This window comes from Allobranchiibius sp. CTAmp26 (genome assembly GCF_017565405.1).
In the GTDB taxonomy this organism is placed as follows: domain Bacteria; phylum Actinomycetota; class Actinomycetes; order Actinomycetales; family Dermatophilaceae; genus Allobranchiibius.
Genome location: NZ_JAGEKR010000016.1, coordinates 138,603 through 164,483 on the forward strand (window position 1 = coordinate 138,603; position 25,881 = coordinate 164,483).

27 protein-coding genes are annotated in these 25,881 nt (G+C 70.2%); 16 read left to right on the forward strand and 11 right to left on the reverse strand.

What is annotated here, in order from left to right; genetic code table 11:
* Positions 1–139 precede the first annotated feature (139 nt).
* The 7 genes from atpB (at position 140) to atpD (ending at position 6,946) form a co-directional block, all read left to right on the forward strand.
* Positions 140–958, forward strand: coding sequence for a F0F1 ATP synthase subunit A (atpB, locus tag J4030_RS12185; protein WP_208049494.1), 819 nt, complete (start codon positions 140–142; stop codon positions 956–958).
* Positions 959–1,028: 70 nt separating this feature from the next.
* The gene (gene atpE / locus J4030_RS12190; protein ID WP_179482036.1) at positions 1,029–1,235 is read left to right on the forward strand and encodes an ATP synthase F0 subunit C; all 207 of its coding nucleotides are present in this window, start codon (positions 1,029–1,031) and stop codon (positions 1,233–1,235) included.
* Positions 1,236–1,294: 59 nt separating this feature from the next.
* Entirely contained in the window at positions 1,295–1,894 is a 600-nt protein-coding gene (locus tag J4030_RS12195; RefSeq protein ID WP_307864677.1) for a F0F1 ATP synthase subunit B, read from the forward strand.
* Entirely contained in the window at positions 1,894–2,715 is an 822-nt protein-coding gene (locus J4030_RS12200) for a F0F1 ATP synthase subunit delta (protein WP_208049495.1), read from the forward strand. Before J4030_RS12195 ends, J4030_RS12200 begins: the two co-directional genes overlap by 1 nt.
* 85 nt (positions 2,716–2,800) lie before the next feature.
* On the forward strand, positions 2,801–4,444 hold the full coding sequence (atpA, locus tag J4030_RS12205; protein WP_208049496.1) for a F0F1 ATP synthase subunit alpha: 1,644 nt from the start codon (positions 2,801–2,803) through the stop codon (positions 4,442–4,444).
* Between the two features lie 81 nt (positions 4,445–4,525).
* Entirely contained in the window at positions 4,526–5,434 is a 909-nt protein-coding gene (locus tag J4030_RS12210; protein ID WP_208049497.1) for a F0F1 ATP synthase subunit gamma, read from the forward strand.
* A gap of 27 nt (positions 5,435–5,461) precedes the next feature.
* Positions 5,462–6,946 carry a F0F1 ATP synthase subunit beta gene (gene atpD / locus J4030_RS12215; RefSeq protein ID WP_208049498.1) on the forward strand — a complete coding sequence of 495 codons (1,485 nt, stop codon included), beginning with the start codon at positions 5,462–5,464 and terminating at the stop codon, positions 6,944–6,946.
* Positions 6,947–7,196: 250 nt separating this feature from the next.
* Here the strand turns inward: atpD and J4030_RS12220 are convergent, their stop codons facing one another.
* From J4030_RS12220 to J4030_RS12230, 3 genes are read right to left on the reverse strand one after another with little or no spacing between them, the layout of a single operon-like run.
* On the reverse strand, positions 7,197–8,030 hold the full coding sequence (locus J4030_RS12220) for a hypothetical protein (RefSeq protein ID WP_208049499.1): 834 nt from the start codon (positions 8,028–8,030) through the stop codon (positions 7,197–7,199).
* Between the two features lie 6 nt (positions 8,031–8,036).
* On the reverse strand, positions 8,037–8,756 hold the full coding sequence (locus J4030_RS12225) for a type 1 glutamine amidotransferase (RefSeq protein ID WP_208049500.1): 720 nt from the start codon (positions 8,754–8,756) through the stop codon (positions 8,037–8,039).
* A complete protein-coding gene (locus J4030_RS12230) occupies positions 8,756–10,048 on the reverse strand; it encodes a MurT ligase domain-containing protein (protein ID WP_307864678.1) in 1,293 nt (430 codons plus the stop codon). The genes J4030_RS12225 and J4030_RS12230 overlap by 1 nt, the downstream gene beginning before the upstream one ends.
* Positions 10,049–10,197: 149 nt before the next feature.
* Between J4030_RS12230 and J4030_RS12235 the strand changes: the two genes are divergently transcribed.
* From J4030_RS12235 to J4030_RS12245, 3 genes are read left to right on the forward strand one after another with little or no spacing between them, the layout of a single operon-like run.
* On the forward strand, positions 10,198–10,464 hold the full coding sequence (locus J4030_RS12235) for a F0F1 ATP synthase subunit epsilon (RefSeq protein WP_179482021.1): 267 nt from the start codon (positions 10,198–10,200) through the stop codon (positions 10,462–10,464).
* 33 nt (positions 10,465–10,497) lie between these two features.
* Entirely contained in the window at positions 10,498–10,938 is a 441-nt protein-coding gene (locus J4030_RS12240) for a DUF2550 family protein (RefSeq protein WP_208049502.1), read from the forward strand.
* 2 nt (positions 10,939–10,940) lie between these two features.
* Complete coding sequence (locus J4030_RS12245) at positions 10,941–12,251, forward strand: alpha-amylase family protein (RefSeq protein WP_208049503.1); 1,311 nt, start codon at positions 10,941–10,943, stop codon at positions 12,249–12,251.
* An 87-nt stretch (positions 12,252–12,338) separates the two neighbouring features.
* Here J4030_RS12245 and J4030_RS12250 read toward each other — a convergent pair whose 3' ends face one another.
* The 3 genes from J4030_RS12250 to nucS form a co-directional block, all read right to left on the reverse strand.
* Positions 12,339–12,947 (reverse strand): cob(I)yrinic acid a,c-diamide adenosyltransferase, encoded by a 609-nt coding sequence (locus tag J4030_RS12250; RefSeq protein WP_208049504.1) that lies wholly within the window; start codon positions 12,945–12,947, stop codon positions 12,339–12,341.
* A gap of 116 nt (positions 12,948–13,063) precedes the next feature.
* The gene (locus J4030_RS12255; protein ID WP_208049505.1) at positions 13,064–14,572 is read right to left on the reverse strand and encodes a gamma-glutamyltransferase; all 1,509 of its coding nucleotides are present in this window, start codon (positions 14,570–14,572) and stop codon (positions 13,064–13,066) included.
* Between the two features lie 4 nt (positions 14,573–14,576).
* A complete protein-coding gene (nucS, locus tag J4030_RS12260; RefSeq protein ID WP_208049506.1) occupies positions 14,577–15,272 on the reverse strand; it encodes an endonuclease NucS in 696 nt (231 codons plus the stop codon).
* A 44-nt stretch (positions 15,273–15,316) separates the two neighbouring features.
* Here nucS and J4030_RS12265 point away from each other — a divergent pair, with 44 nt between their 5' ends.
* Both J4030_RS12265 and J4030_RS12270 read left to right on the forward strand, forming a co-directional pair.
* The gene (locus J4030_RS12265; protein WP_208049507.1) at positions 15,317–16,906 is read left to right on the forward strand and encodes a 3-hydroxyacyl-CoA dehydrogenase; all 1,590 of its coding nucleotides are present in this window, start codon (positions 15,317–15,319) and stop codon (positions 16,904–16,906) included.
* A 4-nt stretch (positions 16,907–16,910) separates the two neighbouring features.
* Positions 16,911–17,216 (forward strand): hypothetical protein, encoded by a 306-nt coding sequence (locus J4030_RS12270; RefSeq protein WP_208049508.1) that lies wholly within the window; start codon positions 16,911–16,913, stop codon positions 17,214–17,216.
* A 67-nt stretch (positions 17,217–17,283) separates the two neighbouring features.
* Here the strand turns inward: J4030_RS12270 and J4030_RS12275 are convergent, their stop codons facing one another.
* Both J4030_RS12275 and mce read right to left on the reverse strand, forming a co-directional pair.
* Complete coding sequence (locus J4030_RS12275; RefSeq protein WP_208049509.1) at positions 17,284–18,018, reverse strand: TerC family protein; 735 nt, start codon at positions 18,016–18,018, stop codon at positions 17,284–17,286.
* A gap of 106 nt (positions 18,019–18,124) precedes the next feature.
* The gene (gene mce / locus J4030_RS12280; RefSeq protein WP_208049510.1) at positions 18,125–18,559 is read right to left on the reverse strand and encodes a methylmalonyl-CoA epimerase; all 435 of its coding nucleotides are present in this window, start codon (positions 18,557–18,559) and stop codon (positions 18,125–18,127) included.
* An 85-nt stretch (positions 18,560–18,644) separates the two neighbouring features.
* Between mce and J4030_RS12285 the strand changes: the two genes are divergently transcribed.
* From J4030_RS12285 to J4030_RS12295, 3 genes are all read left to right on the forward strand, one after another.
* Positions 18,645–19,853: an acetyl-CoA C-acetyltransferase gene (locus J4030_RS12285; RefSeq protein ID WP_208049511.1), complete on the forward strand. Its 1,209-nt coding sequence runs from the start codon at positions 18,645–18,647 to the stop codon at positions 19,851–19,853.
* A gap of 29 nt (positions 19,854–19,882) precedes the next feature.
* Complete coding sequence (gene meaB, locus J4030_RS12290) at positions 19,883–20,842, forward strand: methylmalonyl Co-A mutase-associated GTPase MeaB (RefSeq protein ID WP_208049512.1); 960 nt, start codon at positions 19,883–19,885, stop codon at positions 20,840–20,842.
* A gap of 72 nt (positions 20,843–20,914) precedes the next feature.
* Entirely contained in the window at positions 20,915–22,639 is a 1,725-nt protein-coding gene (locus J4030_RS12295) for an FAD-dependent oxidoreductase (protein WP_208049513.1), read from the forward strand.
* Here J4030_RS12295 and J4030_RS12300 read toward each other — a convergent pair.
* Positions 22,590–22,955 (reverse strand): hypothetical protein, encoded by a 366-nt coding sequence (locus J4030_RS12300; protein WP_208049514.1) that lies wholly within the window; start codon positions 22,953–22,955, stop codon positions 22,590–22,592. The two genes, J4030_RS12295 and J4030_RS12300, sit on opposite strands and share 50 nt — an antisense overlap.
* Between J4030_RS12300 and J4030_RS12305 the strand changes: the two genes are divergently transcribed.
* Positions 22,948–23,352: a DUF4232 domain-containing protein gene (locus J4030_RS12305; protein ID WP_208049515.1), complete on the forward strand. Its 405-nt coding sequence runs from the start codon at positions 22,948–22,950 to the stop codon at positions 23,350–23,352. The two genes, J4030_RS12300 and J4030_RS12305, sit on opposite strands and share 8 nt — an antisense overlap.
* 29 nt (positions 23,353–23,381) lie before the next feature.
* On the opposite strand, the gene J4030_RS12310 is transcribed toward J4030_RS12305, so the two are convergent.
* Both J4030_RS12310 and ptsP read right to left on the reverse strand, forming a co-directional pair.
* On the reverse strand, positions 23,382–24,173 hold the full coding sequence (locus J4030_RS12310; RefSeq protein ID WP_208049516.1) for a DUF2127 domain-containing protein: 792 nt from the start codon (positions 24,171–24,173) through the stop codon (positions 23,382–23,384).
* A gap of 24 nt (positions 24,174–24,197) precedes the next feature.
* Positions 24,198–25,880 (reverse strand): phosphoenolpyruvate--protein phosphotransferase, encoded by a 1,683-nt coding sequence (gene ptsP / locus J4030_RS12315; RefSeq protein WP_208049517.1) that lies wholly within the window; start codon positions 25,878–25,880, stop codon positions 24,198–24,200.
* Position 25,881: the final 1 nt, after the last annotated feature.

Consider the following 25,881-nt stretch of genomic DNA (forward strand, 5'->3'; position numbering starts at 1 on the left):
GGGCGCCGGATTTCGCGCAGACTGGCGCATCCGTGAGCCACTACCGTCCTTCGCCACCCTGGTGCGTGCTGTCAATCGCATCAGAAGGTGGCACCACAAGCTGGACAGTTGCTGAATCCATGACGACGAAGGAGATTCTGTGAGCGCGACACTCGCTGCCGCCGCCGCCCCTCACGCGGCGGTCGCCGCAGACGGCGGCTTCAAGGCTCCCGGCGTCGCCGACTTCTGGCAGCCGCTCGTCGGTCAGGGCGCTTTCGCGTTCACCCGCCCGGCCCTGGTCCTCATCCTCTCGGTGGGACTGCTCGGCTGGTTCTTCGTCAGCGTCAGCCGGAAGCTGGAGGTCGTGCCGAGCAAGCGGCAGTTCAAGGCCGAGCTCGTCTATGGCTTCGTGCGCGACACCATCGGCCGCGACGTTATCGGCAGCAAGGACTTCCGCCGGTTCCTGCCCCTGCTCTTCACCTTGTTCACGGTCATCCTCGTGAACAACCTCGGGGGCATCATCCCGTTCGTGCAGTTCCCGACCTTCAGCCGGATCGCCTTCCCGATCGTGGCGGCCCTGATCGTCTACGTGGCCTACCACGTGGTGGGAATCCGCTCCAAGGGTGGCGTCGGGCCCTACATGAAGTCGATCATGCCGCCGGGCATCCCGTGGTGGATCGGCTGGTTCGTCTACCTCCTCGAGCTGGTGACGTTCTTCATCACCCGTCCGCTGACGCTCGCCCTGCGACTCTTCGGCAACATGCTGGCGGGCCACCTGCTGCTGCTGGTGTTCACGGTCGGAGGGGAGTACATGCTCCTGCACGGCGGCAACATCGGGATCCGTGGCGCCGGTGTGGTGTCCTTCCTCTTCACGATCGTGATGACCCTCTTCGAGCTGGTCATCGAATTCCTGCAGGCCTTCATCTTCACCATGCTGGCGGCGATCTACATCGCCGGCGCCCTGGCCGAAGAGCACTGAGTCTCCACCCCGACTTTCACACGTCCGACGTGTCGACATCCGAGTCGACTCGCCAACGAAAGGAAACACCATGAAGGGCAGTCTCTCGATCGTCGGCTACGGCCTCTCCGCGATCGGCCCCGGGATCGGCATCGGCCTGATCTTCGCGGCATACATCAACGGTGTGGCCCGTCAGCCGGAGGTCCGCGGTCAGCTGCAGACCATCGCCTTCATCGGCTTCGCACTCGCCGAGGCGCTCGCGCTGCTGGGTCTGGTCTTCGGTTTCGTCTTCACCTGATCGAGGCGAACACCTCGACGTACGTCAATAGCCCGATACGCGGACAGAAGGACTAAGCCGTGCACATTCCAACGCAGGTCACCGCGGAGAGCCCCTGGGCCCAAGCCGGTCACGTGATCGTTCCGCATTACGCGGAACTGATCATCGGGATCATCGCGTTCGCCGTCATCTACGCCCTCTACGCCAAGTTCGTCGTGCCGCGACTGGAGCAGATGTACGACGAGCGCACCGCCGCGATCGAGGGCGGCATGGCGCAGGCAGAGGAAGCGCAGGCTCAGGCCGCCGCTGCCAAGCAGAAGTACGAGGAGCAGCTGACGCACGCCCGTGCGGAGGCGTCCCGGATCCGCGAGGACGCCAAGGCCCAGGGCGCGACGATCATCGCCGAGGCTCGGGAGCAGGCAGGCACGGAGGCCGAGCGCATCGTCGCCTCCGCGCACAAGCAGACCGAGGCCGAGCGCCAGCAGGCGTCGGTGCAGCTGCGCAGCGAGGTCGGGGCCATCTCGACCAACCTCGCCAGCCGCATCGTCGGTGAATCCCTCGACGACGAAACCCGTCGCCGTGGGATCGTCGACCGGTTCCTCGCAGACCTGGAGTCCGGTGACGTGAAGCCGGAGAAGGTCGGGTCCACCGGCACTCCGGACGCTGGGGCGGGCAACTGATGGACGGAAGTTCGCGAGCGTCGTACGCCGCCGTCCGGGGCACGCTGCGCGAGCAGCTGTCGGGCGACGGCAACGACGCGGACGCGACCACCGTGGGCGAGCAACTCTTCGCTGTGACCTCGGTGCTCGACAGCAGCGCCTCACTGCGCCGTGCCCTGGCCGACCCGTCGGCTGGGGACGACGCGAAGACCGGTCTCGCCGACCGCCTCTTCGGCGGCAAGGTCGGCGACCAGACGCTGGCCGTCGTCCGGGCCCTCGCGAGCAAGCGCTGGGCGGCCGAGCGCGACCTGGCCGACGCTGCCGCCGGTCTCGCCGTCGAGGCCGTTCTGACCGGCGCCGAGCGCGCCGGGCGGATCGATCAGGTGGAGGACGAACTCTTCCGCTTCGAGCGGACCGTGGCAGGCAACCCCGAGCTGCGTGACGCGATGACTGATTCGCAGCGCAGCGGCGAGGACAAGAGCGGCCTCGTGCGCACGCTGCTCGACGGCAAGGTCGCGCCCGAGACCGAGCTGCTCGCACGGCAGGCCGCCGACCACCCCCGAGGGCAGCGCTACGAGCGCGTCCTGGATTCCTACGTCGCCTCGGCGGCACGGTTGCGCGAGCAGCTGACCGCCACCGCGTTCGTCGCCCACCCGTTGGACGAGGACCAGCGGCAGCGGCTGGCCGGCGCGCTGACGGAGATCTACCGCCGCGAGGTGCAGGTCAACGTCATCGTCGACCCGCAGGTCGTCGGCGGCGTCCGGGTGCTGGTCGGCGACGAGGTCATCGACGGCAGCCTCGCGAATCGACTGGACGAAGCACGACGGTTGATGTCGCGCTGACGCACGCCGACCGGCGTACGCCGGTCACCTTGAACTGACAGCCCATGCTTGACCGGCCGCAGCGGCCGACACGAAGGAGAAGAAGATGACGGAGCTCTCGATCCGCGCAGACGAGATCCGGGACGCGCTGGAGGGGTACGTCTCCTCCTACGAGCCCGGCGCCGCGGCCCGCGAAGAGGTCGGCCGGGTGAGCGACGCCAGCGACGGCATCGCCCACGTGGAGGGTCTGCCCTCCGCCATGACCAACGAGCTGCTCCGCTTCGAGGACGGCACGCTGGGTCTGGCACTGAACCTCGACGTGCACGAGATCGGCGTCGTCGTGCTCGGTGAGTTCGACGGCATCGAGGAGGGCCAGGAGGTCAAGCGGACCGGAGAGGTGCTCTCCGTGCCCGTCGGCGACGCGTTCCTCGGCCGGGTCATCGACCCGCTCGGTCACCCCATCGACGGCCTCGGAGACATCAAGCCCGACGCGCGCCGCGCCCTGGAGCTGCAGGCTCCCTCGGTGGTGGAGCGCAAGTCGGTGCACCAGCCGCTGATGACCGGCATCAAGGCCATCGACGCGATGACCCCTATCGGCCGCGGCCAGCGCCAGCTGATCATCGGTGACCGCAAGACCGGCAAGACCGCGATCGCGACCGACACGATCATCAACCAGAAGGCCAACTGGGAGTCCGGCGACCCGGAGAAGCAGGTCCGCTGCATCTATGTGGCCATCGGTCAGAAGAACTCCACCGTCGCGGAGGTCCGCGGCGCACTGGAGGAGGCCGGTGCGATGGAGTACACCACCATCGTCAACGCCTCCGCGGGTGAGCCGGCCGGCTTCAAGTACCTCGCGCCGTACACCGGCTCGGCCATCGGCCAGCACTGGATGTACGACGGCAAGCACGTCCTGATCGTCTTCGACGACCTGTCCAAGCAGGCCGAGGCCTACCGCGCCGTGTCGCTGCTGCTGCGTCGCCCGCCGGGCCGCGAGGCCTACCCCGGCGACGTGTTCTACCTGCACAGCCGCCTGCTGGAGCGCTGCGCCAAGCTGTCCGACGAGCTGGGCGCGGGCTCGATGACCGGTCTGCCGATCATCGAGACCAAGGCCGGTGACGTCTCGGCGTACATCCCGACCAACGTCATCTCCATCACCGACGGCCAGATCTACCTGCAGGCCGACCTCTTCAACTCCAACCAACGTCCCGCCGTGGACGTCGGTGTGTCGGTCTCCCGCGTCGGTGGCGCGGCCATGACCAAGGCGCTGAAGGCGGTCACCGGATCGATCAAGGTCGACCTCGCGCAGTACCGCGAGATGCAGGCCTTCGCGATGTTCGCCTCCGACCTGGACGCGGCCTCGCGCCGGCAACTGGCCCGCGGTGAGCGGCTCATGCAGCTGTTCCGGCAGCCGCAGAACGCGCCGTACCCCGTGGAGGACCAGGTCGTCAGCATCTGGGCCGGTACGACCGGTCAGGTCGACGACATCGAGCCGGAGGACGTCGGCCGCTTCGAGCGGGAGTTCCTGGACTACCTGCGCCGCGAGGACAAGGGCACCCTCGACTCGATCCGCGAGACGCTGAAGTTCGACGACGACAGCCGCAGTGCGCTGGAGTCGGCGATCACGAAGTTCAAGCAGCAGTTCGAGGGCGGCAAGAAGAAGAGCGGAGCCGGCGCCGAGTCGCACGACGAGATCGACAGCAACGAGGTCGACCAGGCGAAGATCGCCCGGCAGAAGAGCAAGCAGGACTGAGCAGCCTTCCCGGTACGCCGCGCCGCGGCGTACCGGGACAGCCTCACTCACGTTCTCGATCACCACAACGGAAGGGCACTCATGGCAGGGCAAATGCGGGTCTACCGACAGCGCATCCGCTCGGTGCAGTCCACCAAGAAGATCACCCGCGCGATGGAGCTCATCGCCGCGTCCCGGGTGGTCAAAGCGCGGCAGGCCGTCAACAAGTCGACGCCGTACGCGCTGGCGCTGACCCGTGCGTGCTCGGCCGTGGCGACCCACTCCAACACCGATCACGTGCTCACCACCGAGCGTGACAACCCCCAGAACGCCGGTGTCGTGATCTTCACCAGCGACCGCGGGCTCGCGGGCGCGTACTCGGTCAACGCGCTGAAGAAGAGCGCCGAGCTGGTCGAACGGCTCACCGGCGAGGGCAAGCAGATCTCGTCCTACCTCCTCGGCCGCAAGGCGATCGGCTACTACCGGTTCCGCCGTCGCGAGTCGGTGGAGAGCTGGGAGGGCTTCTCCGACAGCCCCACCTTCGAGATGGCCCGCGAGATCGGCGAGCGCGTCGTGGAGGACTTCCGCAAGGGCTCCGAGAACGGCGGCATCGACGAGGTGCACCTGGTCTACACGCGCTTCCAGAACATGGTCGTGCAGGAGCCGGTGGTGCTGCGCCTGCTGCCGCTGGAGATCAGCGACTCCGACGACGTCGATGGCGACGGTCAGGCAGATGCCGTCGCCCCCCTCTACGAGTTCGAGCCGAGCGCCGAGCAGGTCCTCGACGCGCTGCTGCCGAAGTACGTGACGGCGCGCATCTTCAACGCCCTGCTGCAGTCGGCCGCGTCCGAGCTGGCCGCCCGTCAGCGCGCGATGAAGTCCGCGACGGACAACGCCGAAGAACTCATCAAGACCTACTCCCGCCTCGCCAACCAGGCGCGCCAGGCGGAGATCACCCAAGAGATCAGCGAGATCGTTGGCGGGGCCAGCGCACTCGAAGACGCCAGCTGACCCCGGCTACGACGAAGGACTGAACAGATGAGCACAGTTGCCACCCCAGAGAAGGACCAGACCGCCCCTGAGGCGGGCGGCGTCGGCCGGATCGCCCGCGTCATCGGGCCCGTCGTCGACGTGGAGTTCTCGGTCGACTCGATGCCCGAGATCTACAACCTGCTGACCCTCGAGGTCGACCTCACCGGCGAGAACATCGAGGGCGAGGGCAAGACCCACGTCAACCTCGAGGTCGCCCAGCACATCGGCGACAACATGGTCCGGGCCATCTCGTTGCAGCCGACCGACGGTGTCGTCCGCGGCGCCCCGGTGCAGGACACCGGCGGCCCGATCAGCGTGCCCGTCGGCGACGTCACCCTCGGCAAGGTCTTCAACGCCACCGGTGACTGCCTGAACCTCAAGGACGGCGAGAAGCTCGACATCACCGAGCGCTGGGGCATCCACCGCCGCTCGCCGGCGTTCGACCAGCTGGAGTCCAAGACCCAGATGTTCGAGACCGGCATCAAGGTCATCGACCTGCTCACCCCGTACGTGCAGGGCGGCAAGATCGGCCTCTTCGGTGGTGCCGGTGTCGGCAAGACCGTGCTGATCCAGGAGATGATCGCCCGCGTCGCCCGCGACCACGGTGGTGTCTCGGTGTTCGCCGGTGTCGGCGAGCGCACCCGTGAGGGCAACGACCTCATGGTCGAGATGGAAGAGGCCGGAGTGCTCGGCCAGACCGCCCTCGTCTTCGGTCAGATGGACGAGCCGCCGGGCACCCGCCTGCGCGTGGCGCTGTCCGCGCTGACGATGGCGGAGTACTTCCGCGACGAGCAGAACCAGGACGTGCTGCTCTTCATCGACAACATCTTCCGGTTCACCCAGGCCGGCTCCGAGGTCTCCACGCTGCTCGGCCGGATGCCGTCCGCGGTGGGTTACCAGCCGACGCTGGCCGACGAGATGGGTGTGCTGCAGGAGCGCATCACCTCCACCCGCGGTCACTCGATCACCTCCATGCAGGCGATCTACGTGCCGGCCGACGACTACACCGACCCGGCGCCCGCGACGACGTTCGCGCACCTGGACGCCACGACCGAGCTCTCGCGTGACATCGCCTCCATGGGTATCTACCCCGCGGTGGACCCGCTGAGCTCCAGTTCGCGCATCCTGGACCCGCGCTACATCGAGCAGGACCACTACGACACGGCCGTCCGGATCAAGGGGATCCTGCAGCGCAACCGCGAGCTGCAGGACATCATCGCGATCCTCGGTATCGACGAGCTGTCCGAAGAGGACAAGGTGCTGGTGAACCGGGCCCGCCGGATCCAGCGCTTCCTGTCCCAGAACACCTACGTCGCCAAGCAGTTCACCGGCATCGAGGGTTCGACCGTGCCGCTGTCGGAGACGATCGAGGGCTTCACCAAGATCGCCGACGGCGACTACGACGACACCCCCGAGCAGGCGTTCTTCATGTGTGGTGGCCTCGAGGACGTCGAGCGTCGCGCCAAGGAACTGCACGAGCAGGGCGACTGATCGCTCTCGTTCGACCCGCTCCACCGAGAACGGCCATCCGGTACCCCCGGGTGGCCGTTCCGGCGTCCGGGCGGGTGTGCCGAGCGCCGTACGCGGATCGGCGCGCGGCCCAGTAGGGGTCGAGGTGGGGGTTTTGCGTCTGCGGCCAGGGCTGCAGCACTGGCCACGAACGCAAACCGGCACCACGGACGCAAACTGTCCGCCAACGACGCAAACCTGCACCACCGTCGGATCCGGGTAGGAGAGCGCCTCAGCCGGGGTCGGGTTCGGCGCGGCTCGCGAGCGCCAGGCAGCTGCCGAGCGTGACCACGAAGCCCAGGACCGCTACGACCGCGAGATGCCGGCGTACCCCGTCGCCCAGCAGGGTCAGGCCGATGGCGGCCGGCAGCACCGTCTCGACGGCGAACGTGACGGCGGCGACGGTGGTGGTGCGGCCGCGGTCGAGCGCCAGCCCATAGGAGACGGCGGCCAGGACACCGTGGGCGATCAGCGCCCAGAACACCGGCTCGGTGAAGAACCCCCACCAGTGGTGGGGGAGGTGCAGCACGCGCGCAGCGACCCCGAGCATGCCGAATCCGACACCGGACGCCGTGGCGAGCGTGAGCGCGGAGGCTCCGGCATCCGCGACGGCGTACCAGCCCGTGACCAGCAGGGCCGCGACCAGGACGGCGGCCGCCAGGAGCAGCCATCCGGCGAGATGACCGACGTGCCGGGCCGGTCCCTCATGCGCGCTGACGGCGAGAAGCGCGAGGCCGACCACCACCCCGATCAGAGCGCCGATCTCCCGGCGCTGCAGTCGGACTCCGAGGAAGAGCACGGCGAGCACGGCGGTGATCGCGACGGACGAGGCGACGGCGGACTCGACGAGGAAGAGCGGCAGCGTGCGCAGGGCGGCCGCCGACAAGGCGAAGCCGACCAGGTCCAGGATCAGCCCCCAGACATACATCGCGACGCCCGGCACCCGAGCCCGCCAGCCCGGTTCCGGCGGCAGCGCCGACAGGCGGCGTACGGCGATCGCCTGCAGGATGGTCGCGGCGCCGTACGCGATCGCGGCCGCGAGCGCGCCGAGGAGGCTGAGGGTCACGGGACGTCAGCGAGGGCGGGTCATCGCGACGCGGCGGGCCTGGTCGGCGTACCGGTCATCGATGGCGCCGGGGGCGAACTCGCCGTACCGGTTGCGGACGGCCTGCTCGAGCAGCAGGTCGGCGAGGCGGGGATTCTTGGGCAGCACCGAACCGTGCAGGTAGGTGCCGAGCACATGGTGGTGCTGCGCGCCCTCGGTGCCGTCCTCGCCGTTGTTGCCGGCCCCTTGGACGACGGTCGCGAGCGGCTGGGCGCCCGCGCCGAGATAGGTCTTGCCGCTGTGGTTCTCATACCCCACCAGGTCCCCGACGTCGGGATGGCGGGTGGTGATGTTGCCGATCAGACGGGTCGTGCCGCCGACGGTGTGCACGTCGAGCAGCCCGATCCCTGGCAACCGCCGGCCGTCGACGGTGTCGAAGTGATGGCCGAAGAGCTGGTAGAGGCCGCAGACCACGAGCATCGGCACGCCGTTGCCAGCCAGGCTGTGCAGGCGCGGGCCGAGCCCTTGCAGGTCGTCCACGATGACCCCCTGCCCGCTGTCCTGCCCACCGCCGCCGACGATCAGGTCGACGTCGTCGGGGAAGGCATCCCCGGGGTTGTAGTCGAGGATCTGCGGGTCGTACCCGTGCCAGGTGAGGCGCTGCTTCAGCACCAGGGTGTTGCCCCAGTCGCCGTAGATGTTCATGTCCCGCGGATAGAGCTGCAGGATGCGGACCGGCCTGCTCATCACGCGATCACCTTGTCCAGCGCGCCCTTGGTGCCGAGCACCTTGCGGATGGCCAGCATGGCCGTGTACGTGCAGTAGATGCGCTTGTCCTGACCAGTGGTCGCGCCCAGGAACTCCTCCAGGGCGCGCTCCGGGTCGGGGGTCACGCCGCCGACCGGCACGTCGTCGTACTGCAGGCGCAGCGCCATGTCGTACGCGCGGACGCCGCCGACCGTCGTGACCCCGCCGGCGCGCAGCGACCCGAAGTCGACGTCCCAGAGCCAGCTCATGTCACGCCCGTCGGCGTAGTTGTCGTTGATCGCGATCATCGTGGCGGTATCGGCCGGGTCGTACGACGAGAGCGCGAGCCGGAAGCCCGCCGGGTTCTTCACAAGCACCATGGCGCACGTCTGCCCGTCGATCTGCAGGGTCTCGCCGCGACCGAACGCCGGTCGCACCTTGGAGAGCGCCTCGAGCATCTGCGGCTCGCGCAGATCGTCGCCGAGCACCGCCCGGGTGAGGGCGATCGCCGCCGTCGCGTTCAGCACGTTGTAGACGCCGGTCAGCATCAGGCGGGCGCTGTGCGCGCCGCCGGCATAGGAGATCTGCGCGCGATCGCCTTCGAAGGAGTCCAGTTGGGTGTCGTCGACATAGACGGCGGGGGCGGGGTGCGGCGCACCCTCCGAGCCGCCGTACAGGTTGTCGTCGGAGGGGAAGCGCGCCGACACCTCGATGCTCGTGCCGTAACTGCGCAGCGCGGGGCCGACGATCCCCTCGGCGAAGGCCTGCGCACCGAGCCGGGGGTCGTCGCGGTTGACCACGACGGCGTCGGTGGTGGCGCGGGCGATCGACTGCAGCATGCGCGCGGTGTGGTCGATCTCACCGAACCGGTCCAACTGGTCGCGCATCACGTTGAGCAGCAGCGAGTAGCGGGGCGCGACCTCCTTGACGAAGTGCACGGCGTGCGCCTCGTCGAGCTCCAGGACCGCGATGTCGGCCGGCAGGTGGCCTCGCAGGTCGACCGCACCGAGCAGCGCAGCCGCGACACCGCGTACGAAGTTGCTGCCGGTGCGGTTGGTGAAGACCCGAAGGCCTTGCGACTCCAGCAGATCCACCACGATCTTGGTGGTGGTCGTCTTGCCGTTCGTACCGCTGACGACGACCACGCCGCGGGGCAGGGTGGCGAGCACCCGGCGTACGTACGACGGGTCGAGACGCTCGACGAACAGGCCGGGGAAGGCGGAGCCCCCTCCGCGCGCGAGTGCGGCGCGACGGACGACCTTGCCGAGCGCGGTGGTCAACGGGATCGGCACCCGGCGATGGTATCCGCCGGAGGCGCGGGATCGAGGGACAGGCCGGTTCGAAGCCGGTGGGTACCCGGTAGGCTTGGGCTCGTCCGACGCACCCGGCCGGCGCCTGCGCGATGCCATCCATCGCCGGCGCCCGACCAAGGAGTTCTACCGTGGCCCCACTCGACGTCCAACTTGTCGCCGCCGACCGTCTGGTCTGGGAAGGCGAGGCGAACGGGGTGAGCGCTCGGACCACCGAGGGCGAGCTCGGGATCCTGCCCGGTCACGCGCCGTTGCTGTCGGTGCTCGTCGACGGCGAGGTGCGCATCGATCCCGCTGACGGACAGCGTCGGGTCGCCAAGATCGACGGTGGCTTCGTATCGGTCGACAACGACAAGGTGACCGTCGTCGCCGAGACCGTCGACGCCTCCGACTTCTGAGCCGGCGCATCGATCCGCAGGACGCCCAGTCTCGTGAGCAAGAGCTTCCTGCAGTCCAGTGAGCTGGTCGCGTTCGGTCTGGGGGTGTTGCTGGCCCTGCTAGCGGTTGCCGTCGTCGCGTTCGTGCTGCGCAACCGGTCGATCGGGCGTGGCCACACCGCCTACCTGGTCGCCGTGCAGAAGGGGCCGCACTTCCGACTCGGCCAGGCCCAGGTGTCCACCTCGAGTGTGCGCTGGTACGGGATGCGCAGCATGTCGGTGCGTCCCTCGCAGGTCTGGCGGCGTGGCGACCTCGAGCTCGGCCCGCCGCGGCCCGCGCCCAAGAACTCCTCGATGGTGCTGACCGATCCGGTGCGGGTCACCTGCCGGATCGACGACCGGACGTTCGAGATCGCGATGAACAACGCCGACTACACGGCGCTGCGCTCCTGGTCCGAATCCGCACCGCCCGGCATCCACGCCGACGTCGCGTGAGGGTGCCTGAGCCCGCGTGGGTCGAGCACGTCGTCTGGTGGCAGACCTACCCCCTCGGTGTGGCGGGTGCCGACACGACCGGCGCATCGCGGGAGCCGACGCCGGCGTTCGCCCGGATCGGTGACTGGCTCGACTACGTCCTCGCACTCGGCGCGTCCGGCATCGCGCTGGGACCGATCTTCCGGTCCAGCACCCACGGGTACGACACCACCGACTACCTCAGCATCGACGAGCGGCTCGGCACCGACGCGGACTTCGACGCCCTCGTCGCGGCGGCGCACGCCCGCGGAGTGCGGGTGCTGCTCGACGGGGTCTTCAACCACGTCGGGCGGGACCACCCGGCGTTCCAGGACGTGCTCGCCCGCGGTGCCGACTCGCCGTACGCCGGGTGGTTCCGGCTGCGCTGGCCCTCCGGTGCCGACGGCCCGCCGGAGTACGACGACTTCGAGGGGCACTCCCAACTGGTCGCGCTGGACCACTCCTCGCCGGCCGTCGCCGAGATGGTCACCGACGTGATGCGGCACTGGCTGGACCGCGGCGCGGACGGCTGGCGACTGGACGCGGCGTACGCCGTGCCGCCCTCCTTCTGGTCCCGGGTGCTGCCCGCCGTGCGCGAGACCCACCCCGACGCGTACGTCGTGGGCGAGGTCATCCACGGCGACTACCCGGGCATCGTGCGCGAATCGGGGATGGACGCGGTCACCCAGTACGAGCTGTGGAAGGCGATCTGGAGCTCGGTGCACGATGGGAACCTCTTCGAGCTGGCCGCCGCGCTGCAGCGGCACGACGACTTCCTCGACACCTTCGTGCCGCTCACCTTCGTCGGTAACCACGACGTCACCCGCATCGCCAGCCAGATCACCGACGAGCGCCACGTCGCGCACGCCGTGGTCGTGCTGCTGACGGTCGGGGGTACGCCGAGCATCTACTACGGCGACGAGCAGGCCTTCCGCGGCGTGAAGGAGGAGCGCGTGGGGGGAGACGACGAGATCCGGCCCGCACTGCCCGCGCACCCGGAGGACCTCTCGCCGCTCGGGGAGCCGACGCTACGGCTGCACCAAGAGCTGATCGGACTGCGCCGACGCCACCCGTGGCTGCACTCCGCCCACACCTCGGTGGTCGAGCTGGCCAACGCGACGATGGTCTACGACGCGACCGGCGACGGCGGCGAACGGCTGCGCGTCGCGCTCAACCTGAGCGACGACGGCTACACCATCGACGCGGACGGGCTGTCGTTGCAGGCGGGTTCGGCATCCCACCCGGGCGACGGGCACCTCGTGGTCGACCCGCACGGCTGGGCCGTCCTCGGCTGATCCGCCCTTCGCCGAGTGGCATACATATATGTCGAGTGGCACAGTCCTACGGGGTGCACTCGAAACATAGGTATGCCACTCGGGGAGTCAGCGACCGCCGCCCGGGGTCCACTGGACGTCGCCGCCACGCTCGAGGTTCGCGGTGCGGGCGGCGAGGAAGAGCAGGTCCGAGAGCCGGTTGAGATAGCGCGCGGTGAGCGGGTTGACCCCACCCGGCTCGCCGCTGTCCGCGGAGGCCTCGCCGTCGCCGTACTCCGCGATCGCGGCCCAGGTAGAGCGTTCGGCGCGCCGGGCGACGGTCCGCGCCAGGTGCAGGTGGGCTGCCCCCACCGATCCCCCGGGCAGGATGAACGAGCGCAGCGTCTCCAGCTCCTCGTTCAGCCGGTCGCAGTCGGCCTCCAGCTCGTCGACCCAGGCGGCCTGTACGCGCAGTGGCGGGTGCTCGGGGTCGGCCACGAGCGGCGTACAGAGGTCGGCGCCGACGTCGAACAGATCGTTCTGGATACGGCGCAGCATCGTGGTCAGGTCCGCGCGCAGCCCACCTGCCGCGACCGCCACGCCGATGCAGGAGTTGGCCTCGTCGACGTCGGCGAAGGCGACCAGTCGCGGATCGGTCTTGCCGGTGCGGCTGAAGTCGCCGAGCGAGGTGCTGCCGTCGTCGCCGGTGCGGGTGTAGATCCTGCTGAGGATGACCATGGCCCGATCCTCTCAGGGCCGGCCCCCTCGCGCTCCCGACAGTGGCGCAGTCGAGGCCGAGTGACGCAGGTAGACCTGCGTCGCTCGTGCATACCTGCGGCACTGCCGACCGAGGGTCAGCCGACCGCGGTCGCCGCCGCGCGGCGCGGGTCGGCCGCTGCGAAGAGCGAACCGTCACCGGAGCGGTACGCCGCCGCGACTCCGCCGAAGTACATGGCCCGGGGCGGGTGCGCCACGGCGTCCCGACCGACCACCGCCGCCTCGATGCGGGGGTCGGGTTCGTGCTGGACGACCTCCCGGTCGCCGACGAGCTGCACGTGCAGCCGCGGTGCGTCGATGCCCTCCTGCAGGTCGGCGTCGGCCAGGCAGTAACGGCCCATCACCTGCATCAGCGCGGAGGTGATCCGATCGGCGCCGGGGCTGCCGATGGCGAGCAGGCCGCCGTCGTCGCTGCGTGCGGTGGTCGGCGCCATGTTGGAGGCGATGCGGGTGCTGGGCGGCAGCGCGTGCAACCCGAGCCGGTTCAGCTCCGGCTCGCCCAGGCAGTTGTTCAGGATCAGGCCGGTGCCGGGCACCGTGACGCCGGAGGAGTATCCGGCCGACGTCGTGATCGAGCACGCGGTGCCGGTCGCGTCGACCACGGACACCTGCACGGTGTCGCCGCTGGTCGACAGGGCGGCGCGCGCACCGTCGGTGGCACTGCTCAACAGTGCGGTTCCGGCCGCCGCCAGGTCGACCGCGGTGTCCAGATGCGCCTCGCGGTAGCGCAACACGCGGGTCTGCACGTCGATCAGTGCGGCAGGGTCAGTGCCGGTCTCGGCCAGCAGCCGCAGCATGGTGGTGAGCACCGGACCGCCGATGGACGGCGGTGGGTTGGTGGCGACGTCCCAGCGGCCCAGACGGGTGCGGTTCGCAGGGCGGCCGACCGCGGCGTACGCCGTGAGGTCGGCCCTGGTCAGCAGGCCGCCCTCGCGCTCCAGGTGGTCGGCGACCGCGCCGGCGAGGTCGCCGTCGTACAGGGTCGAAAAGCCCTCGCGCTCGACGATTTCGAGAGTGTTCGCAAGGTCGGGGTTGGTCATCATGTCACCCGGGCCGAGCGGCGCGCCGTCGTGGAAGTGGGCCTCCCGCGTCACGGGATCGAACGCGTAGAGCGGGTCGCCCACCAACTGCAGATAGCTGCCGCTCGCCGAGCCCAGCTCGAACCCGTCGCGTGCTGCCGTGATCGCGGGTGCGAGAACGTCGGCGAGCGAGGCCCGCCCGAAGCGCTCGCGTGCCATCGCGAACGCCGCGAAAGATCCTGGGGTCGCGGCGGATCCGGCACCGGCGTACACGGTGATGCCGCCGGCGTAGTTCAGCGACAGCTCTCGCAACCCCTGGCCGAAGCGTTCGCCGGGCACACCACGGCCGGGCATCTCGCAGTTGCCGTCGATCACGATCGGCGAGCCGTCCGCCGGCCACACGTTCACGAACGCGCCGCCGAGGGCGCTGACGATGCCGGGCTCGGTCACGTACGCCACCATCACCGCGGCGATCGCGGCGTCGACGGCGCTTCCGCCGGCGTGCGCGACCACGAGCGCCGCGTCGGTCGCCGACCGGCTGGGGGCGGCGACCGCGATGCTTGTCATGCGGTCAGAAGAGCCGGGTGGTGGCGTCGTCGATGCCGCGCAGCGCGTCGTAATCCAACGTGACGCAACGAATCCCGCGGTCCTGCGCGAGCACGCGCGCCTGCGGTTTGATCTGCTGCGCGGCGAAGACCCCGGACACCGGGTGCAGGTGCGGGTCGCGGTTGAGCAGCTCCAGGTAGCGGGTGAGCTGCTCGACGCCGTCGATATCGCCGCGGCGTTTGATCTCGACGGCGACCGTGGCACCGCCCGCGTCGCGACAGACGATGTCGACCGGCCCGATGGCCGTCGGGTACTCGCGGCGCACTAGCGAGTAACCGTCGCCCAGGGTGTGGATATGCTCGGCGAGCAGCGCCTGCAACTGCGCCTCGACGCCGTCCTTGACCAGGCCCGGGTCGACCCCGAGGTCGTGGGAGGAGTCGTGCAGCACCTCGTGGATCAGCACCCGCAGCCGGTCCTCGGACTTCGCGTGCTGCACCGACCACGTCATCACCACGCCGGTCTCGCGCTCGTCCTCGGTGGGGTCCACCTGCGCCATCGAGCACGGCGGGGACATCCAGTTCAGCGGCTTGTAGGACCCGCCGTCGCTGTGGACGAGGACCGAACCGTCGGCCTTGACCATCAGCAGTCGGGTCGCCAGAGGCAGATGGGCGGTCAGTCTCCCGGTGTAATCCACGCTGCAGCGGGCTATGACGACGCGCACGACCGGCAGCCTAACGGCAGTACGCGGTCTGGGAGACTGCGCGCATGACGGGCGAGATCGCACAGGTAGGGGTTATCGGGCTGGGCACCATGGGTGCCGGCATCGTCGAGGTCTTCGCTCGCGCGGGGCTGCGGGTCGTCGGCGTCGACGGCAGCCAGGAGCTCGCCGATCGCGGCCGCGGCTTCCTGGAGTCCTCGACCGGACGGGCCGTCTCGCGCGGCCGGCTGCAGGAGAACGAGCAGCAGGAGATCCTCGACAGAGTCACGTGGACCGCGGAGTACGACGCGCTCGCCGACTGCGACCTGGTCATCGAGGCGGTGCCCGAACGGTTGGACATCAAGACCTCGATCTTCACCAGGCTGGACGAGGTCGTGCGCCCCGATGCCGTCCTCGCGTCCAACACCTCCAGCCTCTCGCTGACCGAGATCGCAGCCGCCACAGCGCATCCCGATCGGGTCGTCGGCATGCATTTCTTCAACCCCGCGCCCGTCCTGAAACTGGTCGAGGTCATCACCACCGTGCTGAGCGACGACGCCGTCGTCGAGCGGGTCCGCGGCCTGGCCGAGCGGCTGGGTAAGAAACCCGTCGTCGTACGCGACCGCGCGGGCTTCGTCGCCAACGCGCTCCTGATCACCTACCTGGCCCGCGCGATCCGCACGTACGAGACCGGCCACGTGACCCGCGAGGACCTCGACGACGCCGGGCGCGTGGGCGTCGGCTTCCCGATGGGGCCGCTCACGCTGTCCGACCTGATCGGGCTCGATGTGGTCAAGGAGGTCTGCGACGTGCTGTACGCCGCCACCCACGACCCTTCTGCCGCGCCGCCCGCCCTGTTGCAACAGTTGGTCGCCGCAGGGCGACTGGGGCGCAAGACCGGCTCCGGCTTCTACGACTACGAGAAGCCGGGCTCCGGCACCGTGACACCCGCCCCAGTGGAGGCCGACGGCCCGCCCGCAACCGAGGTCGTCGTGGTCGGCGACTCGACTGCGGCGTCCGACCTCGCCGGGCAGATCGGCGGCGGAGGCGCGTCGTCGGTCGAATGGGTGAGCACCGCGGGCGCCCGCGACTCGCTCGCCGGGATCGACGTGGTGATCCTCGCCAGCGACACCAGTCCCGACTGGGTGGCCGAGCTGTTGGCCACCATGGACGGCGGCGCCACCCTGGCCGTCGCGTCACCGGGCGGTGCCGCGGCGACGCCGGCTGCCTCCAGCGGCGTCACGGTGGTGGCCCTGCGTGTGCACCCGGCGACCAAGGGTGGGCGTCTCGCCGAGATCCTGCGCTCGACGGGCGCGGCGCACGTCGCGTCGTTGCGCGCGACGTTGGCCTCGGCCGGTTTCGTCGTGGTCGGTGGCCGGCTGCGCGCCGGCGGCGTCGTCGACGCACTGCTCTACCCGCACCTGAACGACGCGGTGCGGATGCTGGACTCCGGATACGCCACCGCGAGCGACATCGACACCGCCATGACAGCTGGGTGCGGCTACCCCGAGGGTCCTCTGGCGATGATCGACCGGGTCGGTTCTGCGCAGGTCGCCGCCGTCCTCACCACGATGCGCGACGAGACCGGCGAGGTGGGGCTGACCCCCTCGCCGCTGTTGCGCGAGGCCACCGCCGCCGGCCAGTCGCTGCACGGCTGAGCCCATGCCGCGGCGCAGGCGGCCACCCCGTCGTACCCCAGGACCAGCACCCGACATCTCCCGGGTGCTGGAGACGGGGGTACGCCGCGAGCAGTATGCCGGCGGCTCGTGGATGGTGCGCCCGGTGCGAGGCAACGCGAACGGGCGGGTCTACACCTGCCCGGGCTGCAGCCAGCAACTGCCTGCCTCGCTCGCGCACGTCGTCGTGTGGCCGGACGACGGCCTGGGTGACGTGAGCGACAGGCGGCACTGGCACACGGGCTGCTGGACCGCCCGGGACCGCCGCCCGCCACGCGGCTCCTGGAGGTAGGACCGCCGACGAGAGTGGGGGTCGCCGCGCGCCGTATAGAGCGCGCCACGACTCCACCTGTGACCGGCTACATCGTGCGGCCGGCCTCGTGCTTCTTGCGGTAGAGCAGGTTGAGCGACTCCACGCCGATGGCGAAGGCGATCGGGCCGTAGATCGCGGCCTTGGACAGGTGCACGTCGAAGCCCTCCGCGATCAGCGTCGACCCGATCAGCACCAGGAAGCTCAGCGCGAGCATCTTGACGGTCGGATGCGCGTTCACGAAGTCGCTGATCCGCCCCGCCAGCACCATCATCAGACCGATCGACAGCACGACCGCGGCGATCATGATCGACAGCTGGTCGACCATCCCGACGGCCGTGATGACCGAGTCGAGGGAGAAGACGGCGTCGATGAGCAGGATCTGCACGATCACCTTGCCCATCGTGGAGGTCACCCCGGTCGCCAGATGGGCCTCGCCGGCGCCCTCGATCTTGTCGTGGATCTCGGTGACGGCCTTGTAGACCAGGAAGAGTCCGCCGGCCAGCAGGATCAGGTCACGGCCGGAGAATTCCAGCGCCTTGGCGTCCCCGATCGAGAAGATCGGCGAGGTCAGCCCCACGATCCAGGACGCGACCGCCAGCAATCCGATGCGCAACAGCAGTGCCAGGGCCAGTCCGATGATCCGCGCCCGCTGCTGCTGGGACTTCGGCAAGCGGCTGGTGAGGATCGAGATGAAGACGACGTTGTCGATGCCGAGCACGAGCTCGAGTGCGAAGAGCGTGAGGAAGGCGACCCACAGGTCCGGGCTGGAGAAGAAGTCCATGATTGAACGGCCAACGATCAGTAGGGGTGTGGGGGTTCCGGTTCCGCGCCGCCTCAGACTTGTGGGGAGTTGCGCGCTCTATACAGCGCGCGCGTTCCCACAAGTCTCAGCCGGCGGGCTGGACCAGCTCGACCAGGACCCCGCCCGCGTCCTTGGGGTGCACGAAGTTGACCGAGCTGCCTGCCGTGCCCCGCCGCGGCTCGTCGTACAGCAACCGCATGCCACGGTCGCGCAGGGTGGCGCTCACGGCTTCGAGGTCGCCCACGCGATAGGCGATCTGCTGCATGCCCGGGCCGGAGCGGTCCAGGAACTTCGCGATCGTGGAGTCGGGGCCGGCGGGCGCGAGCAGCTGGATCTGGGCACCGTCGTCGCTGCCGGCCCGCAGCATCGCCTCGTGCACGCCCTGGTCCTCGTTGGTCTCGCGGTGGGTGAGCTGCATCCCGAACGTCGCCTGGTAGAAGTCGATCGCTGCGTCCAGATCGGGTACGGCGACGCCCACGTGGTCGATCGCGGTGAACAGATGGGTGGGCAGGCTCGGCATACCGGCAAGGCTAAAGTGAAACCGGTCACCCGGGATATCCCGGGACCGCATCCACTCGTCCGCAACTCGCTGGAGCAGATCCCTGATGACCGACAGCGCGACCGATCGCACCCCCGTCCTCGTGGCCGGATCCCGTACGCCCATGGGCAAGCTGATGGGGGGCCTCAAGGACCTGTCCGCGGCCGACCTCGGCGGTTTCGCGATCAAGGGCGCGCTGGACAAGGCCGGCATCAGCGGCGACCAGGTCGACTACGTGATCATGGGCCAGGTGCTCACCGCGGGCGCGGGCCAGATCCCCGCTCGCCAGGCCGCGGTGAAGGGTGGCATCCCGCTCACCGTGCCCGCACTGACCATCAACAAGGTGTGCCTGTCCGGTGTCGATGCCATCGCGCTCGCCGCCCAGTTGATCCGCGCCGGTGAGTTCGACGTGGTGGTGGCCGGTGGCCAGGAGTCGATGTCGCAGGCGCCGCACCTGCTGGAGAAGAGCCGCGGCGGTTTCAAGTACGGCGACGTCACGATGCGCGACCACATGGCGCACGACGGCCTGTGGGACGCCTTCACCGACCAGGCGATGGGCGGGCTCACCGAGGACGCCAACAAGGCCGACCAGGAGTTCAGCCGCGAGGAGCAGGACGCGTTCGGCGCGCGCAGCCACCAGCTCGCGGCCCAGGCGTGGAAGAACGGCCTCTTCGACGACGAGGTCGTCAGCGTGCTCATCCCGCAGCGCAAGGGCGACCCGGTGGAGTTCCGCGACGACGAGGGCATCCGTCCCGACACCACGGTGGAGTCGCTCGCCAAGCTGCGTCCGGCGTTCCGCAAGGACGGCACCATCACCGCCGGCTCGGCCTCGCCGATCTCGGACGGGGCGTGTGCCGTCGTCGTGATGAGCGCGGCCAAGGCCGCCGAGCTGGGGGTGACCCCGCTCGCCGAGGTCGGCGAGCACGCGGTGGTCGCCGGTCCCGATTCGAGCCTGCAGTCTCAGCCGGCCAACGCGATCGCCGCGGCGTGCGCGAAGGCGGGCATCGAGCCCACCGACCTCGACCTGGTCGAGATCAACGAGGCGTTCGCCGCCGTCGGGCTCGCCTCGACCAAGCAGCTCGGTCTGGACCCGGAGAAGGTCAACGTCAACGGCGGCGCCATCGCGATGGGCCACCCGATCGGTATGTCGGGTGCGCGCATCGCGCTGCACCTCGCGCTGGAGCTGAAGCGGCGTGGCGGCGGTGTCGGCGCTGCTGCCCTGTGCGGTGGCGGTGGCCAGGGCGACGCGCTGATCGTGCGCGTCCCGAAGTCCTGAACACCAGCCAAGCGCAAGGGATCTCACGGATGCGCTCGCGACCGGCCGACGTGCCGGCCCTGGTTGCTGCGGCCCGCGACGGTTCACCGCGGGCCGTCGCCCGGCTGATCACCCTGGTCGAGAACGCCGACCCCGCCCTGCGCGAGGTCATGGCGGCCCTCGCGCCGCACACCGGGTCGGCGTGGGTCATCGGCCTGACCGGCAGCCCCGGCGTGGGGAAGTCGACGACCACCAACACACTGGTCGCGGCCTTCCGGGAGCGGGGGATGCGGGTGGGCGTCCTCGCCGTCGACCCCAGCTCGCCGTTCTCCGGCGGCGCGTTGCTCGGCGACCGGATCCGGCTGCTGGACCACGCGCTCGACCCACAGGTCTACACCCGCTCGATGGCCAGCCGCGGGCACCTGGGCGGGCTGTCGTTCGCGGCTCCGCAGGCGCTGCGGGTGCTCGATGCTGCCGGGTGCGACGTGATCCTCGTGGAGACGGTCGGCGTCGGCCAGAGCGAGGTCGAGATCGCCGCGCTCGCCGATACGACGGTCGTCCTGCTGGCGCCCGGCATGGGTGACGGCATCCAGGCCGCCAAGGCCGGGATCCTGGAGATCGGCGACGTCTTCGTGGTCAACAAGGCCGACCGCGACGGCGTCAACGTCACCGTGCGCGACCTGCGCGCGATGATCAGCCTGGGGGAGCGGACCGAGGCCGACGGGTGGCGCCCACCGGTGGAGAAGCTCGTCGCCGAACGCGGCGAGGGCCGCGACGACGTCGTCGCCGCGCTCGACAAGCACCACGCCTGGCTGGTCGAGCACGACGTGCTGCGCGAACGGCGGATCGCCCGCGCCGAGGGCGAGATCGCAGCGATCGCACTGCAGACGCTGCGCCTGCGGATGACCGATCCGCGCCGGGACGACAACCTGAACGAGCTCGCGGCGCGCGTCGTCGCTGGCAAGATCGACCCGTACGCCGCCGCGGACGAGCTGGTCGACGCCCTCTGAGGCTGCCCGGCGCCGGCGCGGCGGCGCGGTCGGCGTGAAGCTGGGGGGTGGCGGCCCTCCTAGACTTTCGGTATGACGATCCGCACTCCCGCGATCCTGTTGATCGGCACCCAGCAGCGCGACGCACTGACCCGAGAGTTCCGCCGGTACGAGGTCGACTACCGCATCGAGTACGCCGACGGGCTGGCCGCCGCGATCGCGGTCACCCAGACGCTGCACTCCCAGGACGTGCCGATCGCGCTGGTCGCGGCGCAGATGGAGCTGCCGGACGCCGCCGGTCTGGTCGCGCTGGACTGTGTGCACGCCATCAGTTCCGCCGCCAAACGGGTCATCGTGCTCGCCTGGGAGGAGTTCAAGTCGGCGATGGAGGTCGTGCGCGAAGCCCAACTCGCCGGACGGATCGACACCTCCCTGACCGTGCCCCGCGGCGTACGCGACGAGGAGTTCCACACCGCGGTCACCGAGCTGCTCTCGGACTGGGGCTGGACCTCCGACGTCCCCGTGGTCGAGTCGGTCCAGATCGTCAGCGACGGCATCTCGCCGCTCAAGTCGCAGATCTGCGACTTCCTGGAACGCCTCGGTGTCCCGTTCCGCGTCTACGCACCGGACAGCGACGTAGGCCGCGACGCCTTGGCCGGGCTGCACGGCGCGGAGCCGGCGTACCCGCTCGTCGTCTCGCCGCTCGGCGGGGTGATGAACTCCCCAAGCATCGCCGAGATCGGTGCCCTCTTCAGCATGGGCCGCGAACCGCAGGACGGGCGCGTCTACGACCTCGCGATCGTCGGTGCCGGGCCCGCCGGACTGGCGGCGGCGGTGTACGGCGCGTCCGAGGGGCTGACGACGATCATGCTGGACGCCGACGCCGTCGGGGGCCAGGCCGGCAGCAGTTCGATGATCCGCAACTACCTGGGCTTCCCCCGCGGGATCTCCGGGATGCGTCTCGCGCAGCGGGCTCGCACCCAGGCGAACCGCTTCGGCGCGCACATCTACTCCGCGCGGCCGGTGCACGCCGCGCGACTGGCGAGCGGGCCGAACGACGTGCACACCCTCACCCTCGACGACGCGCAGGTGCAGGCACGCGCGCTGCTGGTGGCGACAGGGGTCGCCTACCGACGACACGGCGTCCAGGCCGTCGAGGACTTCGTGGGGCTCGGGGTGCACTACGGCGCGGCGACATCGGCGGCCCGGGGGTGTGAGGGCAAGGACGTGCACATCGTCGGCGGCGGCAACTCCGCCGGACAGGCAGCCGTGCACCTGGCGCGCTGGGCTCGGTCGGTGACCATCGTGATCCGACGCCCGGACCTGTCCGAGACCATGTCGGACTACCTGACTCGCGAGATCGCGGGAAACCCGCGCATCGCGGTGCGTGCGTGCAGTGAGGTGATCGACGCCGGCGGTGCAGGTCGCCTGGACTGGATCACGTTGCGCGACAAGAACACCGGTGGCGAGGAGAAGGTCTCCTCGCACGGGCTCTTCCTGCTGCTCGGTGCCAAGCCGTGCTGCGACTGGTTGCCGGACGACGTCGTACGCGACCGGGCCGGCTTCGTGGTGACGGGGCGGGACACCCCGCAGCACACCTGGGTCGCCGGTCTGCCCCCGGCGTCGCTGGAGACCACGGTGCCCGGTGTCTTCGCCGCCGGCGACATCCGCGCCGGGTCGATGAAGCGGGTGGCGTCGGCCAGTGGGGAGGGCGCGGCCGCCGTACCCCTCGTGCACGCCTACCTCGACAGTGGCGAAAGACCTGTTCTCACACCGGTGCCAACCTCCGCGACCCCTTCGTCGTCTTCACCTGTATGAACACAACTCGCCGAGCGCTCTCCGCTGCCGCTCTCATCAGCCCGTTGGCCCTGCTGGCTGCCTGTGGCAGCTCGAACTCCGCCGGTTCGTCATCGACGGCCGCCCCGGCGTCCGTGACCAGCACCGCCTCCACCACGCCGTCCGGCAGCGCGACGACCTCCGGGTCGGGCAGCGTGTCGGGCACGAGCTCGTCGGTGACTACCTCGTCGGCCACGACATCGGCCGGTTCGTCGTCGGGCACCTCGACCCCGACCGGCGTCAACGGGTCCGCCGGCCCTGCGTCCGCCGGACGCTGCGCCGCGACCTCGTTGAGCACGGGCGTCAGCCGGGTGGGCGCCGCTGCGGGGTCGGCGTACTACACGATCAGTCTGCGCAACACCGGTCAGGCGACGTGCACGCTGGACGGGTATCCCGGAGTGAGCCTGGTGGGCGCGAACGGGGTCCAGCTCGGACGTGCCGCAGACCGCAACCCGGCCGGGACGTCGAAGACGCTGACCCTGGCCAAGGGTGCCGGCACCACCTTCATCCTGCAGGTGGCCAACGCCGGCGACTACTCCTCAGGTCAGTGCCGGCCGACGGCAGCGCGCGGCTTCCGCATCTACCCCCCGGGCAGCACCCAGGCCCTCTTCCTGGCGCGCTCCGGCGTGACCGGATGCGCAGCCACGACCGTGCACCAGCTGACGGTCGGTCGAGTCGGCTACAACCCGGGCTGACCCGCTTCGAGCGTGCCGCCGCCGACGCGTCAGACGCGGGCGGCGGCGCGCTCGACCTCCAGGAGTGAGGTGCTCTCGCGCTCCTTCTCGAACGCCGCATGGCCACCGCGCAACCCGAAGAGGCGCTTGCTCCAGATCAGCCACGCGACGGCCGCGAGGTTGATCAGGAACGCCACGATCTTGAACGCGCTCACCTTCTCGGTGAGTTCGTAGATCTCCAGCGGCAGGAAGATCGCGGTGCCGACGACGGCGACGTACTCGCCCCAGCGCTTCATGATCCAGAGCCCGTAGGCCTCCAGGAGCTCCAGCAGCCCGTACGCCAGCACGCCGGCGGCCAGCAGCACCAGGGTCCCGTGGCCCGCGTCGAGCGCCCGCTGCAGCAGGCGGGTGGGCGCCGCGTCCGCGAAATCGATGCCGGTGCGCCGGGACAGGTCGCGCACCGCCGGCAGGTCCTTGTCGAACACCCGCTGCACAGAGTCGCGGGCGCCGACGAACCTCCAGACGACGTACGCCGCCGCGATCAGGAACAGTCCACGGAGCAGACGTTCGATCGCGAGCAGCCGGATGATGAACGCGTCGCGCAATGCCTTCCCGCGCAACGGCGTCGGCGCATCGTCGGCCGGGCCTGACGCGGCCGGCGCCCCGATGGCGTAGTCGCCGCACCGCAGGCAGCGCCATGCCTCACCCTGGGCGGTCTCGGTCCGCAGACGGCCGGCGAGACCGCTCTCGTCCGGTGCGTAGGTCAGGTGGCCGCGCCGTCCGCAGAATCGCAGCTCCCAGCGACGGGCGGTCGTCTTCCTGCGGGCTTCCTTGTCCTTCACGGTCCGCAGCCTAGGCGCGTCACCTCAGAGCACGTCGCGCAGCGCAGCGTCGACCTCCCGCAGGACCGCGGCGTGGCCGTCGCTCGCCGTCCGCGCCGCGCGGGCCACCGCCGCGAGTCGCTCACACGTCGCGAGGTCGTGCAGCGACAGTGCGTAGCGCACCAGGTCGACCTTGCCGGGAGCCATCGACAGGCTGGTGACTCCCAGACCGGCGAGCACCAACGCCATCAACGGGTCTCCTCCTGACTCCCCGCACACGCCCATCGGCTTGCCGTGGGCGCGGGCACCGGCGCACGCGGCGTCGATCACGTCGAGCACCGCCGGCTGCCAGGGGTCGAGCAGGTCCGACAGCGCGCCCTGCATCCGGTCGGCCGCCATCGTGTACTGCGCCAGGTCGTTGGTGCCGAGCGAGCCGAAGTCGACGACGTCCAGCACGTCGCGCGACCGCAGCGCCGCAGCGGGGATCTCGATCATCACGCCGGCCGAGGGCAGGCCGTGGGCGCGGACCCGCTCGGCGAACCATTGCGCCTCGTCCACCGTGGCGACCATCGGCGCCATCACCTTGACCTCGGCCGCCGTGCCCTGCGCTGCCGCACCGAGCGCCTCCAGCTGGTGGTCCAGCAGATCGGGGATCGCCTGACCCATCCGCAGCCCCCGCCGGCCGAGCGCGGGGTTCTCCTCCTCGCCCAGATCGGCGAACGCCAGCGGTTTGTCGGCGCCCGCGTCCAGGGTGCGGACGACGACCCGCCGGGTGCCGAACGCCGCGAAGACCGAGCGGTAGATCTGCGTCTGCTCTTCCACAGTCGGGGCGCTCTGCTTGCCGAGGAAGAGGACCTCGGTACGGAAGAGGCCGACTCCCTCCACGTCCATCGGTCCAGCGCTGATCGCGTCCTGGGCGGTGCCGATGTTGACCAGCAGCGCGACCGGGTGCCCGTCCATGGTGCGGCCGGGTCCGGACGCCGCCTGCAGCGCCGTACGACGGGCGAACGCCTTGCGCTGCATGGTGTCCTGGGTGGCCTGGTCCGGGTCGACCGTGACCACTCCGGTGTCGCCGTCGACGGCGACCACGGTCCCGACCTCCAGGTCGGTCGCCCCGGCCACCTGGACTGCGGCGGGGATGCCGAGGCCGGCGGCAAGGATCGCGGTGTGGCTGTTGCGGCCGCCCGCCTCGGTGACGATGCCGCGCACCAGCGTCGCGTCGAGCGTCGCCGTCTCGGCGGGCGCCAGGTCACGGGCCACCAGCACACACGGGCCGTGCAGCGCCGGGATGCCCGGCTCGGGCTGGCCGAGCAGTCGGGCCACGACTCGGTCGCGTACGTCGCTCAGGTCGGTGACCCGTTCAGCGAGGTATCCGCCTGCTGCCTGGAACATCGCGCAGTACTCCGCGACGCTGGCCTCGACCGCACGGGCCGGCCCGGAGCCGTCGGTGATCCGTTTCGTGACCGCCTTGAGCAGTGCCCGGTCGCGGGCCATGAGCGCCGCCGCGCCCAGGATCTCCTTGGCCGCGCCGGGGGCGTCCTCGGCACGACGTTCCAGACCCACGGCCACGTCCTCGAAGGCCCGCTCGACCGCGGTGATCGAGGCCGCCGCCTCCTCGGGCCCCTGGGGCCCGGGCTCGGCGGCGGGTGCGGTGATCGCAGGGCTGACCTGCACCACCGGTCCGACGGCCGAGCCCGGGCTGACCGGCACACCGCTCAAGGTGCGCATC

Excerpts from the sequence above, each read along its gene's own strand:
- atpE (WP_179482036.1), top strand. The coding sequence starts at position 1,029 with ATGAAGGGCAGTCTCTCGATCGTCGGCTACGGCCTCTCCGCGATCGGC.
- J4030_RS12200 (WP_208049495.1), top strand. The coding sequence starts at position 1,894 with ATGGACGGAAGTTCGCGAGCGTCGTACGCCGCCGTCCGGGGCACGCTG.
- atpA (WP_208049496.1), top strand. The coding sequence starts at position 2,801 with ATGACGGAGCTCTCGATCCGCGCAGACGAGATCCGGGACGCGCTGGAG.
- J4030_RS12210 (WP_208049497.1), top strand. The coding sequence starts at position 4,526 with ATGGCAGGGCAAATGCGGGTCTACCGACAGCGCATCCGCTCGGTGCAG.
- atpD (WP_208049498.1), top strand. The coding sequence starts at position 5,462 with ATGAGCACAGTTGCCACCCCAGAGAAGGACCAGACCGCCCCTGAGGCG.
- J4030_RS12225 (WP_208049500.1), bottom strand. The coding sequence starts at position 8,756 with ATGAGCAGGCCGGTCCGCATCCTGCAGCTCTATCCGCGGGACATGAAC.
- J4030_RS12250 (WP_208049504.1), bottom strand. The coding sequence starts at position 12,947 with ATGGTCATCCTCAGCAGGATCTACACCCGCACCGGCGACGACGGCAGC.
- J4030_RS12255 (WP_208049505.1), bottom strand. The coding sequence starts at position 14,572 with ATGACAAGCATCGCGGTCGCCGCCCCCAGCCGGTCGGCGACCGACGCG.
- J4030_RS12265 (WP_208049507.1), top strand. The coding sequence starts at position 15,317 with ATGACGGGCGAGATCGCACAGGTAGGGGTTATCGGGCTGGGCACCATG.
- J4030_RS12270 (WP_208049508.1), top strand. The coding sequence starts at position 16,911 with ATGCCGCGGCGCAGGCGGCCACCCCGTCGTACCCCAGGACCAGCACCC.
- J4030_RS12275 (WP_208049509.1), bottom strand. The coding sequence starts at position 18,018 with ATGGACTTCTTCTCCAGCCCGGACCTGTGGGTCGCCTTCCTCACGCTC.
- mce (WP_208049510.1), bottom strand. The coding sequence starts at position 18,559 with ATGCCGAGCCTGCCCACCCATCTGTTCACCGCGATCGACCACGTGGGC.
- J4030_RS12285 (WP_208049511.1), top strand. The coding sequence starts at position 18,645 with ATGACCGACAGCGCGACCGATCGCACCCCCGTCCTCGTGGCCGGATCC.
- meaB (WP_208049512.1), top strand. The coding sequence starts at position 19,883 with ATGCGCTCGCGACCGGCCGACGTGCCGGCCCTGGTTGCTGCGGCCCGC.
- J4030_RS12295 (WP_208049513.1), top strand. The coding sequence starts at position 20,915 with ATGACGATCCGCACTCCCGCGATCCTGTTGATCGGCACCCAGCAGCGC.
- ptsP (WP_208049517.1), bottom strand. The coding sequence starts at position 25,880 with ATGCGCACCTTGAGCGGTGTGCCGGTCAGCCCGGGCTCGGCCGTCGGA.